Below are 14,175 nucleotides of genomic sequence, written 5' to 3'. Positions count from 1 at the left end.
TTACTCTTCAATCAACATATCCTCATTGGCCCCGCCAGCAGGCACCCACGGATAGACATCCGCTTTTTCCCGCACCCGGAAATCAATCAACACCGGACGATCCGTAATGGCGTAGGCTTGCTGAATCACGGCGTCCACCTCTTCGGGGCGTTCCACCACAAAGCCAACGCAACCGTAAGCTTCAGCCAGTTTCACATAATCCGGGGAGGTCATTCGGGATTGAGAAGGGCGATTCCAGGTTTTATCCTGCCACTGGCGCACCATGCCCAAATAGCCATTATTGATAATAGCCACTTTCACCGCCAATCCGTGATCCCGAGCCGTGGCCAGCTCTTGCAGGGTCATCTGGAAACTGCCATCTCCGGCAATATCAATCACCGTTTTATCGGGAAACGCGGCCTGCACCCCGATGGCAGCCGGGAAGCCAAAGCCCATGGTTCCCAAGCCACCGGAACTGATGAAACTGCGGGGGCGATCCAGATTAAAGCGCTGGGCGGCCCACATTTGGTGCTGGCCCACTTCGGTGGTCACAAAGGCGTCTTTGGGCAGGTAATGAAAAATGCGATCCAGCACATATTGCGGGGTTAAAAGGCCCTCTACCGCTTGAGGATCAGGGCGACGGGCCTTCCAGCCCTGAATGGCGTCAAACCACTGAACCCGGCTTTCCAGAGAGGACGCAAAATCAGTCATGTCCTCTGTTTTAGAGAGCAACTGCTGAAAAATGGCTTGAATATCCCCTTGTACCGGCAAAAGCGCAGCCACGTTTTTTTGCAAGGTGGTGGGGTCCAAATCAATATGTACAATTTTGGCGTTGCGGGCAAATCGGTCGGTTTTGCCCGTTTGCCGCTCTCCCAACCGATTTCCCACAATCAACAGCAAATCAGCGTTGGCAATGGCAATGTTGGCCCAATACTGACCGTGCATGCCGCAAAAGCCCAAAAAATTGGGGTGACTGGTTGGAAAACCGCCCAAGCCCATTAAGGAATTGGCCACTGGCAAATTAAAACGCTCGGCGAACGCCTGAACTTCCAAATGCGCGCCAGCGCTGATGACCCCACCACCCGCCAGCAACACAGGTTGCTTAGCCTCTTTCAGCAAGGCCAGCATGGAATCCAGATCTTGCTCGGTAAACGATTGTTCCACCGTGTATCCGGGCAAATCTATGCGGGCAGCCTCGTAATCAAATTCAGCGGTGGCCAGCAGTACATCTTTGGGAATATCCACCAGCACCGGGCCGGGGCGTCCGCTGGTGGCCACATGGAAGGCCTCTTTAATGGCCTGCGCCAAATCCTCGGCCCGCCGAACAATAATATTGTGCTTGGTCACCGGGCGAGTAATGCCCACGATATCCGCCTCCTGAAAGGCATCATTTCCCAACAGGCCAGAGGGGACATTTCCGGTAAAGGCCACCACCGGCACCGAGTCATAATAGGCATCGGCCAAGCCGGTTACCAAATTGGTGGCTCCGGGGCCAGAAGTAGCGATGGCCACCCCCGCCTTGCCCGTGGCTCGGGCGTAGCCTTCCGCCATATGAATGGCCCCTTGCTCATGGCGTACCAGAATATGGTTCAGGGGAAATTCCGGCAAGGCCTCATAAATAGAAAGAATGACCCCACCGGGCATGCCAAACAGGGTATCTACCCCTTCCGCCACCAGACAGCTCAGAAAAATTTGAGCCCCGCTTAAGGTTGGGGCGGCTGGTTTCATTTCAGGGTTGGCCTGATGACATTCACTATGCGTGGCCATGGCACCCTCCTTGCATACTAATTCGCAGAGAAAACACAGTGGCGGGAGTTTCCACCAGCGCAACCACCAGGCCCAGATCCACGACAGTTGGCGGCGTTCCAAGTAGCAAGACCGCCACCCGGTTCAACAGCTTGGCCAAGGTGTTATCGGCGCTGAATGAAAGGGTTGGCAAGGTGGTCATGGTGCATTTCCTTCTTTTAAGTAACTAAACAAAATGGGATTGACCTAAAAAGCAAAACCGCCGGTCCCTGAGGGCCGGCGGTCTTTTGAATCTGACGTTCTTTATCTGAACAAGGATTCAAGTCCCACCGGCAAAGCCGCTGAGAATGACTACGAGAATAATGACTAAGTTGTTCAGACTATTCATAAAGAACTCTAAAAAAATCCGTACTTGATACTGATTGCCAAACGAAACTTGAGTTCGCAAATTCGCAAGTAGGTGTAATGATAACACGTAGCTCTGGAAAAACAATCGAAAAATTTGGAATGCCGCCGCCCAGCATGAAAAAAGCGGCTCAGCCGTATCTTTTCCGCATTCACATCCAACCAAACACTCGAATTCAGGCCTAAATTTAATGGTTGGCGAATAAAAAACAGGTGTGTACAATAAAACCAGAGTTTTGGGAGAGCGCTTCGGTTGGGGCTACACCGGGTCGTTTTCGTGTGAGGGGTGGCTTAAAACACCCTGTTCACAGTCTATCCCAGCGGGTTTTGAGAGTATTTTATAGAGGATAGAGAGGTCAATGCCGAATTTTTCACCGCCTGTGCCAGGCAGGGCGCATTCCAATGGATTGAACGAATTGAATCTGGTGCTCATGCATCCGGGCGACAGTGGCGATGCGGTGCGGGTGATCCAAACCCGGTTGGCGCAACTGGGCTTCCATCAGGGGGCCATTGATGGTCACTATGGCAGCATCACCCAAAGAGGGGTGGCCGCTTTTCAAAGGGCCAATGGCCTTTATAGCACCGGACTGGTTGATCATCCGACCCTGACCGCTTTGGGGTATCAGGTGGATACCGCTGCCCAGTCGGCCCATCGCCCTTTGGCCAATACCGTACAAATTGAAGCGGTGGTCAAACTGTTTCCAGACGCCCCCATCAACAATATCCGCAGCTATTTACCGCTGGTGGTTCGGGCGCTGGGGGAGCGTGGCTTGGGCGACAAGCCCATGATCCTGATGGCGCTGGCCACCATTCGGGCGGAAACGGCCAGTTTTGCCCCCATTCATGAATTCCAGTCCAGATACAATACCGCGCCGGGCGGAAGTCCATATGCCCTGTACGATTTTCGGGCTGATTTGGGCAACAACGCAACCGGAGATGGGGCCCGCTTTAAAGGCAGAGGGTTTATTCAACTGACCGGCAAGTACAATTACACCCAATATTCTCAAAAACTGGGGCTAAACGATTTATTGTTGCGTCAACCCGATTTGGCCAACGATCCGGTGATTGCCGCCCGTGTGCTGGCTGCTTTTTTAAAGGATAAGGAAAGCACCATTCGTAAAGCTCTGAACGCTGGCGACCTGGCTACCGCCCGCAAAGCGGTCAATGGGGGAACCCACGGACTGGACGCCTTCAAGTTGACCTTCCAAAAGGGTAATCAGTTGGCCGGAATTGCCTAGAGCATAGATGGCGCTACGGCAGAATGACCAGCACCATAAACGGATCCGATAAAACCAGCGCATGCTCGGCCAAAGCGATTTTAATGTCCTCATCGCTCAGGGAGTCCGGGTTGTCATCCAGACAGGCCAAGGCTTCAAACACATTGTGCTGGCGCAACAAGTGCAAGGTTTTCTCTTCTTCCGCATTACGAGGCTCATATTGACGCAACTGCTCCAGGGTAGCCTCGCCCGCGTCACTGATGTTATACAGAATTTCCAGCATACGATGAGCCTCTACCCGCAAGGAAGGCTTACGCCGAGTGGGCCGGATTTGCTCGTTCTTATGGTCATCCACCTCGTCCACGGTATCCACGCCGTGAATACTCTCCCCATCCGGGTGAGAAGGGCCGGATTTAAAAAACACAATGGGTGCTGAGCCGTAAATGGAGGGGTTCCACAGCAGGCTGGTCAAAACCCGCAGGGCTTCCGGGGTGATAATGCCTTCGTTAGAGGCCCCGATTTTTTGTAAAACCTTGGAAACCGTATTGGTTTGCAAAAAGCGCAAAGCCTCCAGCTCCCGGCCACGCAACCCGCTATTGACAGCAGAAAGGCGCATTAACGCCTCAAAAGAAATACCGTTTCCTTCGGGACCCACCAGTTGCTTCAGGGCATTCAACAAGTCCTGGGTTTGCAACTGGCCAAACCGGGTGGGAGCGCTTAAAGCAAAAGGACTACTGGCGGATGGAGCGGGCAGCGGTGTTTGCCGCAAGTAGCGTAAATCTTCATTGGAAAGCCGGAGAGAATCTCCAGCCAGTTGAGCGGCCAGTTTCACATCTTTTTGGCTGAGAGAGGCCGGTTCACCGTCTCCGCTGGAAATGCGCTCAAACACCTGGGGATTTCGGCGCATAAACAGCACAAAGGTTTTTTCTTCCTGACTCAGTTGAGACAGGGGCAGAGATTTCAATTGATCAAAAGTCATGCTTCTTAAGCGAAAGCGCTGAATCAGGTTCAGAATAGCCCGTGTGCTGATATTGAGGCGGCCTTCAATACCGTTCAGCCCGGCATCTGAAGCAACGGGTGCGGTGGTGGGCTTTTCGTTAGCATTATTCACCCGGTTGGCATTCACTTCCGGCTTGGCCGTGTTTTTTTCCAAGGCACTGGCAGCGGCCTTGAACAATCTGGATTTTTCAAAAGGGTTAATGGAATTGTCAGGTCTATCAATGGGTGACATTGGCATGGACTGAACCTCTGGTGTACAAGATTTGTTGTGATATGACGCGTCTAAACATTTATGTTCCGATATGTTCCGACGTATGTTTTTTAGCGTCGTTTCTAAGTTCGCTAATTGAATAAAAACCAATCAAGGAAATTTATTTCTTGAAACCACCCCAGCATTGTAGCGCTTCCAGTTTTTTCCGCCAGTCATAAAATAATATTTCAATCAAAAAGGAGCCCAAACCATGCCTCTGATTTCCACAAAAGATTTAATTGAGTCTTTAGGCTTGGAGGGCCATGATGAAGGCGGTTATTTCCGGCAAATTCATCAATCGGACTGGACCATTGAAACCAAGCGGGCAGGAAACAGCCGCTATGGCCTCAATACAATTTATTACCTGCTCACCGCCGACAGCCCACAGGGCCATCTGCACCGAAATCAGTCGGACATCACCCATTTTTTCCACGCCGGGGGACCCATTCGCTACCTCACTGTTAGCCCAACGGGGGTGGTGAGCGAGATCATTCTGGGCCCGAACCCGGATGAAGGCCATGTGTTTCAAATGACTGTCCCCGGCGGGTTCTGGAAAGCCTCGGCTTTAATGAGCGGGCCTTATGGATTGATTAGCGAAGCCGTGGCTCCCGGCTTTGATTACCGGGACCGGGAGCTGGCCACGCCGGAGGCAATCCAAGCCTTGTTTCCAACGCAATCTGAGCGCTTAAAACCGCTCATCCTGTCACATTAAAAAAGCCCCATGCGCTGAGCCCTCTGAACAATCCGGGGGTGGTTGGTTTATACTAAGCGCACAGTTGATCCCATTGTGATCCCACCCGCCTGAATTCGAGCCTCATCCACCCAAACTGGCCGAATTCACAGCGCTTTATTGATATTTGACTGTTTCGCTGGAAGGAAATTCACCATGTCCCCCAATGACCTGAGACACAAAAGCCGCCATGTAATGGATGGACCTGCCCGCGCCCCGCACCGGGCCTTTTACCGGGCCATGGGCCTTCAGGACGAAGACTTTAGCAAACCGCTGGTGGGCATTGCCACCACCTGGAACGAAGTGACCCCCTGCAATATTACCCTTCGGGATCAGGCCGCTCATGTCAAAAAAGCGGTAGATGCGAAGGGTGGGATTTCCCGTGAGTTTAATACCATTTCGGTCAGCGATGGCATTGCCATGGGCCATGAGGGCATGAAAGCCTCCCTGGTCAGCCGGGAAGTGATTGCCGATTCCATTGAGCTGGTGATGCATGCCCATCAGTACGATGCCTTGGTGGGCATTGCCGGATGTGATAAATCCCTGCCCGGTATTTTAATGAGCATGGCCCGCCTGAATGTGCCTTCCCTGTTTTTATATGGCGGCACCATTATGCCGGGTCGTCTGGGTGATAAAGATTTAACCATTGTGGATGTGTATGAAGCCGTCGGCGCTTTTACCGCTGGAAAAATTACGGAAAAAGAACTATATGACATTGAATGCGCGGCCTGCCCCGGCGCTGGCTCTTGCGGTGGTCAGTTTACCGCCAACACCATGGCCTGTGTGGCGGAAGCCATGGGCATGGCCTTACCCGGCAGCAACGGCTACCCGGCGCTGGACCCCGGTCGGGTGGCGGTTAATATGCAGTGTGGAGAAGCCATTATGCACCTGCTGCAAGAGAATATTCTCCCCCGAGACATTATGACCCGCAAAGCCTTTGAAAACGCCATTCGGGTGGTGGCGGCCACCGGCGGCTCTACCAACGCCTGTCTGCACCTTCCGGCATTGGCCCATGAGCTGGGGGTGGCCTTGCCGCTTAGCCTGATTGATCAAATTTTCAACGAAACCCCCACCCTGGCCGATTTAAAGCCCGGTGGCAAGTACGTAATGAATGACCTGTTCCGCATCGGGGGGATTCCGGTACTGCTAAAAGCCTTACTGGATGCTGGCCTACTGCATGGAGACTGCTTGACCGTGACGGGTAAAACCATGGCCGAAAACCTGAAGGACGTGGTGCTTCCTACCGATCAGGACGTGGTTTACCCTGGCACTTGCCCCATCAGTCCTACCGGCGGGCTTAAAATCCTGTACGGCAATTTGGCATCGGAAGGGGCGGTCGTGAAAGTGGCCGGGTTAAGCCGACGGATTCACCGTGGCCCAGCCAAAGTGTTTGATGGGGAAGAAGCCGCCTTTGCCGCCATTCAACGCCAGGAAATTGTGGCGGGCGATACGGTGGTGATTCGCTATGAAGGCCCCAAGGGAGGGCCCGGCATGCGGGAAATGCTATCGGTAACGGCGGCCCTGTATGGTCAGGATTTGGGCCAGGATGTGGCCTTGATTACGGATGGCCGGTTCAGTGGTGGCACCCGTGGCCTGTGCGTAGGCCACGTTGGCCCGGAAGCCTTTGTGGGCGGCACCATTGCCCTGCTACAAAATGGCGATATGATTTCGGTGGACGCGGAAGCCGGTGTGTTGTCGGTGGAACTGTCTGAAACCGAGCTGGCGGCCCGTAAAAGCCAGTGGAAAGCGCCTGAAATCAATTACGGCAAGGGTGTTTTGTGGAAGTACGCCCAATTGGTTGGCTCCGCAGCCACCGGGGCTGTCACCCATCCCGGCCTTCCCCAAGCGACTTTGGCAAGCGTTTAGAGCATCCAGCCTCAGCGCTCACCCCCTTCCAACGCTTTGTTTGGCTTGAAAAAGCATAAAAAAGCGCAGCTAAGGGGTGCCTTCAGATCCCAAGGGCTGCCCGCCGTAAGCCACGCCGCTTTCGTTGGTTAAAATGCTGCGAATTTCCAGTAATTCAGGGAAAAAGCGGATTTTTACCCCTTTTTGCAACACCTGGGTGGCCAGCCCTTTCAAAGAATTGGAATCGGTGCCAATGGTGCGGGCCACCAGCGCCATATGGTGGGCGCGCCATTTGTGAAACAGGTCATCGTAATCCATCAGCGCCTCGCACAAGGTGTGCAGCTCCATGTGTTGCTGATACTGGGTGTAAATTTCTCGAATGGTAATCTGGCGACGAATCAGGAGCTGATCCAGAGCCTCTCCCAATTTAGGGGCCATTTCCAGCAACCAGTTAAAACCGGGAGACTCCATCCCACTGCCCTGCCCCAGGGCGGTGCGAATTTTGCCATATTCCACAATGCTGATATGACTGCCGATCAAGTCCACCTGCATCACCAAAACCCGCTGACAATCGTGAACCAGCCGCAAAGACCGCAGGGCCATCCACAGGTTGTCGGCAGCCATAAACGCTATGGCCTCATTCAATTCCCGAAGCATCAACTTCATCCACAGTTCCGAGGCCTGATGAGTGACCTGAAACAGCAATTCTTCAGGACTAACCGATTCCGCCGCCGATTTCTGCAAACTAAGCAGTTCCACGGTTCGCAAATATTTTTCATAATCGGTTTTGCCTTCCCCAATGGGAAAGCCGGGTATATAATAGCGACCCGTTACATCGGGATGCGGTTTCCCCTCATCCGAACCGGTTGAACCGGCTTGAAACCCATGGTTTGAAGACTCACTCACGAACGATCTCTTCCCTGACTCAATGGCTTGACCGTATTATTATCCAGCAAAAAGCAGCCGCTTCCAAGCAGAGGCGCATGCCAGAGCAAAATTAAAGCCCGCCAGAGACAGGAGAGTCCAAGGACTTGGGAGAAGAAGTGACTATCGAGCGGCGCACCCTTTGTCAATGCGGGCCTGCAAATCGGTGGAGCGGTCAGAGCCTTGCTTTTTCAGCTTTTCCAACTGGGCTTTGGCCCGAACCGGGTTGCCTTTATTGCAATACTCAATACCCAGCGCCAGCCGGGAGTTCTCCAAAGCGGGATTCAGCTCCAAGGATTTTTCATATTCGGCAATTGCCAAATCATGCTGTCCAGAAGATTGATAAGCCCAAGCCAAGGTGGCATGGGGATAAGAGTTTTTAGGATCCAGATCAATGGCCTTTTTGGCCTGCTCCTGGGCATCTTGCCAGCGTTGGGTTTCGGCGTAAACCCAGGCCAGGTTGGCATGGGCGCCCGCGTTATTAGGGTCCAGCGCCACGGCGCTGATTAAGTGGCCCTTGGCCTCTTCCCACTGCTTTTGCTCGGCGTAGGCCCAGCCCAGTTGCACATGGGCCTGTATATTCCGGGCATCCGCTGCCAGTATTTGTTTAAAGTCATCGGTTGCCGCCGCCCACTGGCCAGCCTTGGCTTTTGCGTTCCCCGAATCCAAAAGCTTTTTCAGCGAGGCGGGATCGGCCTTTCCGGAGGTGGAAAGGGCAGGTGTTTCATCACTGGCAGGTGACTTGGCCGGGAACGGTAATTTTTCTAAAAGCGTACAACCGGACAAACTGATTGAAAAAGCCACACAAGCCAAGGTGAGCCAATCGCTTGAGTGAACCCGAAATTTCCGCATGTGCATTTCTCCCAATACTCTCAAATCCGGTTGAATAACGGCAGGTTATCCTGATCTCAAAATGGACGGACACGCTGCTTTCTTATTTTATTGAATTTCGGGGTTCATGGGTGATTTTGATGCGCAAACATCCATTTTTCGACGGAGAACAACCAATCGTTCCACACCGGATCTGCCCGCAACAGGGGCTTTTTCCTCCTGAGAAATCCACTCGAAATCAGCCTCGAAAAATTGACGCAAATGGGCCTCAGTGGTGCTAAAGGGTGGGCCATCCGCTTGATCATGCTCCCAAAAAACGCCTATTAAATAACCACCGGGCTTCAGGATATGACACACCGTTTTGACATAATCCGTGCGCCGCTCCACTGGAATGGCGCAAAAGCAGGTATGCTCCAGCACATAATCAAACACCAAAGCATTAGAGCCAGAGCTACTTGGCAGCTCAAAAATATCCGCCATTTCAAAACGGGCCAAACCGCCATAAAGCTGAGCGGCTAACTTTACCGCGGCCGGGGCGTAATCAAACCCGGTGACCTCAAATCCAGCTTGTCCGAAAAGGGCAGCATCATGCCCACGACCGGAGCCAGTCACCGCCATGGTTCCCGGCTTTAAAAAATCCGGCTTTTGATGGAGCAGCGCCACAAAATGGGGAGATGGCCCGGCCAGATCCCAAGGGGTGTTCTCTGCCACATAAAGGTTTTCCCAGAAATCAACGTTTTGCATCCGCCATGGTTCCCTATGCTGCCTGTTCTCTCTTTAAGATAACGGAATCAACCCACCACCGAAAGGGATTTCTGAGCAGCCGCTGGCGTTCCCTGACTGGCCAATGGGGGAGAACTCCCTGCGGATGAGGGCGGATCTGTTTTTCGAGTCAGAAATTGATAAGAGGCCGATAGCAAGTGAACGCCAGCCAGACAAAAAGCGCTGGTGGCCGCCGCCGGCAAGGGCAGTAACAAAACGCCGCCGATACTATAGCCCAGGCTCCACATCATATTTTTAGACGGGTTACCAAATAGCTTTTTGACCACAGGCCGCACTTCTGGCTTTGCCTGATTCTGATTTACATTGGCCTGAAAGCGAACCGGGCTATGAGCAGACGTAGGATCTGCGAAAGAAACAGCCAACGGAGCGCTCTTTGCTGAGCACAAAAGGGGGGCGCCAATGGAGCGCTGATTACCAGACTTCAACGAAGCCTGTGCAGCTGTATTGAACTTCAACATTTTAAAAACCCAGACGATAGGAACCACTTGAACCAATCAGCCAGCAAATTGAGCACACTGATTTAGAATATTAAAATACAACAAACATTAAAAAGGCGGCAAGGCCAAACCAGAGGTATCGACATTTCTTTTTACAAAAATAACTTTGCCAAATAACCCAAAAGAGCCTCCTGCTTCGATGAAATCCGGCATGGCTCAAGGCTCTAATAGCGGGGCCAGCCATTGGACCTTCAAGTCAGGATTACCCAGCAAACAGCCTTCACACTGACTGCCACAACAGGTGGACATCTCACTGAACTTTAGACTGAGCTTGATATCTCCACCCAAGGCCTGCTGCAAGGCAAGGTGTAAGGCCGCTTCATCCACTGGCCCCAACGGGTGCAGCTTCAATTTAAGGCCCCCTCGTTTCACTTTAACCCGCCACAAAACCACCTGCCAGTCGGTTTTCAAAGACCCCAAGCCCAATCCCCGTTCTTCCAGCTGAGCGAGAATAAGCTCAGAAGCAGATGGACCTTTTAAGGGCTTGGAAGTTCCACTCAATTTTGAATCAAGCGATTCTCGCATGATGAAAACCTGCCCGTTAGCTTACCGAACCCGGCTCTGGCTAAGACCCTGCCAAACAGCCCTTTTTCAGCATAACAGCCAACGCCACTGGGCGGCAAGTTCAGCCATTGTGGGGCCTGCTTTTCTTGGGAGAACATCCAAAGTCAATTACAATGAAAGAACAGAGGCCGAAATTCTGCCGTTAGGTGACGGAACCCCTCCGCTGAGAACGTCTCTGTTGTTAAATCTCTTGTATTATTGGTGGATCATTCGCCAGGAAGCTGACTTATGCAAAAAATGGCCTTTTCCCTATTGTTAATAACCCAATTGCTCTATCTGGCAGGGCCTGCCCAAGCCCTGGAACAGTACACCCAAATCATGCCTTCTTCTTATGGGCAGACCACAGGGGTGAGCGGATTTACGCCGGTGCCAGTGGCCCAAATTCAGGGACAAATCCAGACATCCAACGCATTAAGCACCCCTCAGGCCATTCTGGATCGATTAGAGGCGGCCAACCAAGTGCCAGCCGAAGCTTCTCCCGCCTTGAAAATTGAGCGTTCTGATACCCTGAACGCAGCGACCGATGGCAAAAACCTGATTCTCACCGATGGATTGCTGAACAAATTGAAAACCAACGATGAGCGGGCCTTTGTGATTTCCCACGAATTGGCGCATATTTTACTGTCTCATATTGGCAAAACCCAGGCCCGCCGCACCGGGCTGTCTCTGCTGGACTTCTTTTTAAGTCGTCAAGTGGGGGAAAACAGCATGGTGGCAATGGCCAGCCGCTTGGGCATCAATCTGGTGGATTTAAAATCTTCTAGAGGCTATGAATATCAGGCCGATGATTTGGGCGTGCAACTAATGGTGAAGGCTGGCTACAATCCCCAGGCAGCCCTGCAGGTTTTTGACATTCTGGAAGCCAATGCACCTTCTAACGGCAAACCCGGATTTTTGTTATCCCACCCCATTAGCCGGGATCGCATTGAAGCACTGGTCAAGAAACACAAACTGACTTTGCAATAGCCCCACATCAAAGCCCAAACAAGTCCAGCAAGCCCTGATGCGTCAACCTCTTCGGGTACTGTTTTGCGATGCCCGAGTTTTTCACGGCAAAAAGAGGGGTAAGCGCATAGCGGCAAGCTCTGAATTTTTGAGTGATGTGAACCAGCAAGGACAGGCCAGTGTCAAGACTGGAAGAGTTCGGCGCAAAGGTTTCCACGCAATGCTTTCCAGTCTTTTTGACGCAAAAAACAGGGCTTGAAAGTTGCCAAAAATGATTCCATAATACATTTGAGAGTTTCTGCGGATAGGTTTCTCAGTCTTACAGACCAGGCCTCGTTCAAGAAAACTCCCCGGTACAATCAATTCTTAATGAGGCCATATCCAATGGAAGACAAACAAATCGTCTGTACAACTTGCGGTACAGACTTTACCTTTACTGGCGAAGAGCAAGAGTTCTACTTCACCAAAGGCTTTCAGGAGCCTAAAAAGTGCAAACCTTGCCGTGACGCAGCCAAACAAGCCCGTGGCGGCGGTGGCGGCGGCAGTCGTGGTGGTTACGGTGGCGGCGGCGGCTTCGGCGGCGGCGGTGCTCCCCGTGAAATGTTTGACGCGGTATGCGCTGGATGCGGTGTGCAGACTCAGGTGCCTTTCAAACCCAACGGCTCCAAGCCCGTTTACTGCAAAGAATGCTTTCAGGCCAGCCGCTCCTTTTATTAAGGGCAGCCGCTTTAATAAGCAAAAAGAGACGAAGCGCGATCTTCGTCTCTTTTTTATTGATTTTTAAACATTGCACAGCCAATAAGAAATACCCCCTGCTTCCCGAAGGAAACAAGGGGTAAAAGCTTTATGGATTTCCAGCAGTAGCGCTCGTTACCTGATTAAACTTCCGCAACCTGTGGCTGCTTGTTTGATAGGTTTTGAACAATACCGGGCTCTCGAGATTCCACAACCGGATGAATTTTCCAGGCCAAGCCGGTGAATTGCATTACTTTAATCACACCGTAGGTCAGGTCAAATTCCCACCAGCGATGACCACTTTTGGCAGCACTGGGATTGGCGTGGTGGTTGTTGTGCCATCCTTCCCCGAAAGAAAGTAAGGCCACCCACCAGATGTTGCGGCTATCATCTTTGGTTTCGTAATTCCGGTACCCCAAAACGTGAGTTACTGAATTAACGAACCAAGTGATATGCCACACCCAGGCAATTCGGAAAAACCCGCCCCAAACAGCCATGGAAATGGCGGTTTTCAAACCACCCATCCAGTAGCCGAGGCCGAACAACAAGGCGATAAAGCCCAGATTAATCGGCAGGAAGAACTTTTCCAGAAATTTTGCCCAGGGATCATTCACCAAATCCGGGATAAAACGGGCCAATAAAACCGGATCTCTGGAGCGACCGTCATCGTACAGCAGCCAAAGCATGTGTGCCCAGGCAAAACTAACACGAGGACTGTGCGGATCCATCTCCTGGTCGGATTCCCGATGATGTAATCGGTGTGTAGCAACCCACCATGCGGGATCGCCTTCCAGAGAAAGCGTTCCGCATAGCATCAGAAAATATTTCACGATTTTATGGGTTTTGAAGCTACGGTGACTCAACAACCGATGGTAGCAGAGCGTAATACCGAGACATCCTGTTGCAAACATCATCACCACAAAGGAAACAAATCCAGGCCAGGTAAATGTAAATGGAGCGGCCAGAGCCAAACCATGAACAACAACCAGGGCAACCAGCATGTGTACCCGAAGGTGCGATTGTTTAACCCGTTGAGGTAGCAGGGACATTCAAAAAATCCTTACGCTTGAACGTAAAACAAACGAATATGTTACTAGGCTTCAGGATTTGGAGAGGAAACAGGCTGTGGCGCTGTTTGAAAAGCAACCGCAGGCTGAGTGCCTGTACCAGGGGCAGCAGGACGAGGACCAGCAAAGCGGCGACGCTTATCGGTACTCTTTTTACGGTATTTGCGAGCGTTCTCAAGATTACGCAGCGCTTTCTCTTTCTTCTGGTTGTTTTTTGCCATTTGGCGTCACCTTTAACCTTTTCTTCGACGGTTTAGTAAGAGTAGTTGTTTGTGCGAGAAGCCTGGAAGCACTCGCGGCAGTAAACAGGCTTGGAGCCGTTGGGCTGAAAAGGTACCTGAGTCTGCACACCACAACCGGCGCAAACTGCGTCAAACATTTCACGAGGAGCGCCGCCGCCGAAGCCGCCGCCACCACCGTAACCACCACGACTGCCGCCGCCACCGCCGCCACGGGCTTGTTTGGCTGCATCACGGCAAGGTTTGCACTTCCCAGGTTCGGAAAAACCTTTAGATTGATAAAAATCTTGCTCTTCCTGAGTGAAAACGAAGGAAGTGCCGCAAGCTTTACAAGAAATATCTTTGTCCATTAGGAATAACGCCTCTTTACTATTGATTGAAAGGATTGTAACGAAGTATAAGCTTTAATTCGAATTATC

Annotated in this window: 16 protein-coding genes; 5 read left to right on the top strand and 11 right to left on the bottom strand. The window is 52.0% G+C overall.

What is annotated here, in order from left to right; all coding sequences use genetic code 11:
- Entirely contained in the window at nucleotides 1-1,746 is a 1,746-nt protein-coding gene (gene ilvB / locus ACEW81_RS04015; RefSeq protein ID WP_373531684.1) for a biosynthetic-type acetolactate synthase large subunit, read from the bottom strand.
- Entirely contained in the window at nucleotides 1,733-1,927 is a 195-nt protein-coding gene (locus ACEW81_RS04010; RefSeq protein WP_373531683.1) for a hypothetical protein, read from the bottom strand. Before ACEW81_RS04010 ends, ilvB begins: the two co-directional genes overlap by 14 nt.
- A gap of 562 nt (nucleotides 1,928-2,489) precedes the next feature.
- Between ACEW81_RS04010 and ACEW81_RS04005 the strand changes: the two genes are divergently transcribed.
- Nucleotides 2,490-3,368, top strand: a complete 879-nt coding sequence (locus tag ACEW81_RS04005; RefSeq protein WP_373531682.1) for a peptidoglycan-binding protein — start codon at nucleotides 2,490-2,492, stop codon at nucleotides 3,366-3,368.
- A 13-nt stretch (nucleotides 3,369-3,381) separates the two neighbouring features.
- Here ACEW81_RS04005 and ACEW81_RS04000 read toward each other — a convergent pair whose 3' ends face one another.
- Complete coding sequence (locus tag ACEW81_RS04000) at nucleotides 3,382-4,584, bottom strand: hypothetical protein (RefSeq protein WP_373531681.1); 1,203 nt, start codon at nucleotides 4,582-4,584, stop codon at nucleotides 3,382-3,384.
- A 223-nt stretch (nucleotides 4,585-4,807) separates the two neighbouring features.
- Here ACEW81_RS04000 and ACEW81_RS03995 point away from each other — a divergent pair, with 223 nt between their 5' ends.
- Nucleotides 4,808-5,308: a cupin domain-containing protein gene (locus ACEW81_RS03995; protein ID WP_373531680.1), complete on the top strand. Its 501-nt coding sequence runs from the start codon at nucleotides 4,808-4,810 to the stop codon at nucleotides 5,306-5,308.
- A gap of 174 nt (nucleotides 5,309-5,482) precedes the next feature.
- Complete coding sequence (ilvD, locus tag ACEW81_RS03990) at nucleotides 5,483-7,192, top strand: dihydroxy-acid dehydratase (RefSeq protein ID WP_373531679.1); 1,710 nt, start codon at nucleotides 5,483-5,485, stop codon at nucleotides 7,190-7,192.
- Nucleotides 7,193-7,261: 69 nt separating this feature from the next.
- On the opposite strand, the gene ACEW81_RS03985 is transcribed toward ilvD, so the two are convergent.
- From ACEW81_RS03985 to ACEW81_RS03965, 5 genes are all read right to left on the bottom strand, one after another.
- Nucleotides 7,262-8,077 carry a tryptophan 2,3-dioxygenase family protein gene (locus ACEW81_RS03985; protein ID WP_373531678.1) on the bottom strand — a complete coding sequence of 272 codons (816 nt, stop codon included), beginning with the start codon at nucleotides 8,075-8,077 and terminating at the stop codon, nucleotides 7,262-7,264.
- 141 nt (nucleotides 8,078-8,218) lie between these two features.
- Nucleotides 8,219-8,947, bottom strand: coding sequence for a tetratricopeptide repeat protein (locus ACEW81_RS03980; protein ID WP_373531677.1), 729 nt, complete (start codon nucleotides 8,945-8,947; stop codon nucleotides 8,219-8,221).
- Between the two features lie 87 nt (nucleotides 8,948-9,034).
- A complete protein-coding gene (locus ACEW81_RS03975; protein ID WP_373531676.1) occupies nucleotides 9,035-9,670 on the bottom strand; it encodes a methyltransferase domain-containing protein in 636 nt (211 codons plus the stop codon).
- A 47-nt stretch (nucleotides 9,671-9,717) separates the two neighbouring features.
- Nucleotides 9,718-10,071 carry a hypothetical protein gene (locus tag ACEW81_RS03970; protein ID WP_373531675.1) on the bottom strand — a complete coding sequence of 118 codons (354 nt, stop codon included), beginning with the start codon at nucleotides 10,069-10,071 and terminating at the stop codon, nucleotides 9,718-9,720.
- 291 nt (nucleotides 10,072-10,362) lie between these two features.
- Nucleotides 10,363-10,731 carry a hypothetical protein gene (locus ACEW81_RS03965; protein ID WP_373531674.1) on the bottom strand — a complete coding sequence of 123 codons (369 nt, stop codon included), beginning with the start codon at nucleotides 10,729-10,731 and terminating at the stop codon, nucleotides 10,363-10,365.
- A 267-nt stretch (nucleotides 10,732-10,998) separates the two neighbouring features.
- Between ACEW81_RS03965 and ACEW81_RS03960 the strand changes: the two genes are divergently transcribed.
- Both ACEW81_RS03960 and ACEW81_RS03955 read left to right on the top strand, forming a co-directional pair.
- Nucleotides 10,999-11,736 (top strand): M48 family metallopeptidase, encoded by a 738-nt coding sequence (locus ACEW81_RS03960; protein WP_373531673.1) that lies wholly within the window; start codon nucleotides 10,999-11,001, stop codon nucleotides 11,734-11,736.
- A 363-nt stretch (nucleotides 11,737-12,099) separates the two neighbouring features.
- Complete coding sequence (locus ACEW81_RS03955) at nucleotides 12,100-12,432, top strand: CxxC-x17-CxxC domain-containing protein (protein WP_373531672.1); 333 nt, start codon at nucleotides 12,100-12,102, stop codon at nucleotides 12,430-12,432.
- A gap of 161 nt (nucleotides 12,433-12,593) precedes the next feature.
- Here ACEW81_RS03955 and ACEW81_RS03950 read toward each other — a convergent pair whose 3' ends face one another.
- The 3 genes from ACEW81_RS03950 to ACEW81_RS03940 are packed head-to-tail and all read right to left on the bottom strand — an operon-like array spanning nucleotide 12,594 to nucleotide 14,106.
- Nucleotides 12,594-13,499, bottom strand: coding sequence for an acyl-CoA desaturase (locus ACEW81_RS03950; protein ID WP_373531671.1), 906 nt, complete (start codon nucleotides 13,497-13,499; stop codon nucleotides 12,594-12,596).
- A 44-nt stretch (nucleotides 13,500-13,543) separates the two neighbouring features.
- Nucleotides 13,544-13,738 carry a hypothetical protein gene (locus ACEW81_RS03945; RefSeq protein ID WP_373531670.1) on the bottom strand — a complete coding sequence of 65 codons (195 nt, stop codon included), beginning with the start codon at nucleotides 13,736-13,738 and terminating at the stop codon, nucleotides 13,544-13,546.
- A 32-nt stretch (nucleotides 13,739-13,770) separates the two neighbouring features.
- Entirely contained in the window at nucleotides 13,771-14,106 is a 336-nt protein-coding gene (locus ACEW81_RS03940) for a CxxC-x17-CxxC domain-containing protein (protein ID WP_373531669.1), read from the bottom strand.
- Nucleotides 14,107-14,175 lie beyond the last annotated feature (69 nt).

It is taken from the genome of Vampirovibrio sp. (assembly GCF_041737375.1).
Classification (GTDB): domain Bacteria; phylum Cyanobacteriota; class Vampirovibrionia; order Vampirovibrionales; family Vampirovibrionaceae; genus Vampirovibrio.
The sequence above is the reverse complement of the archived record's forward strand: the minus strand, read 5'-3'. Positions and strand labels throughout refer to the sequence as shown.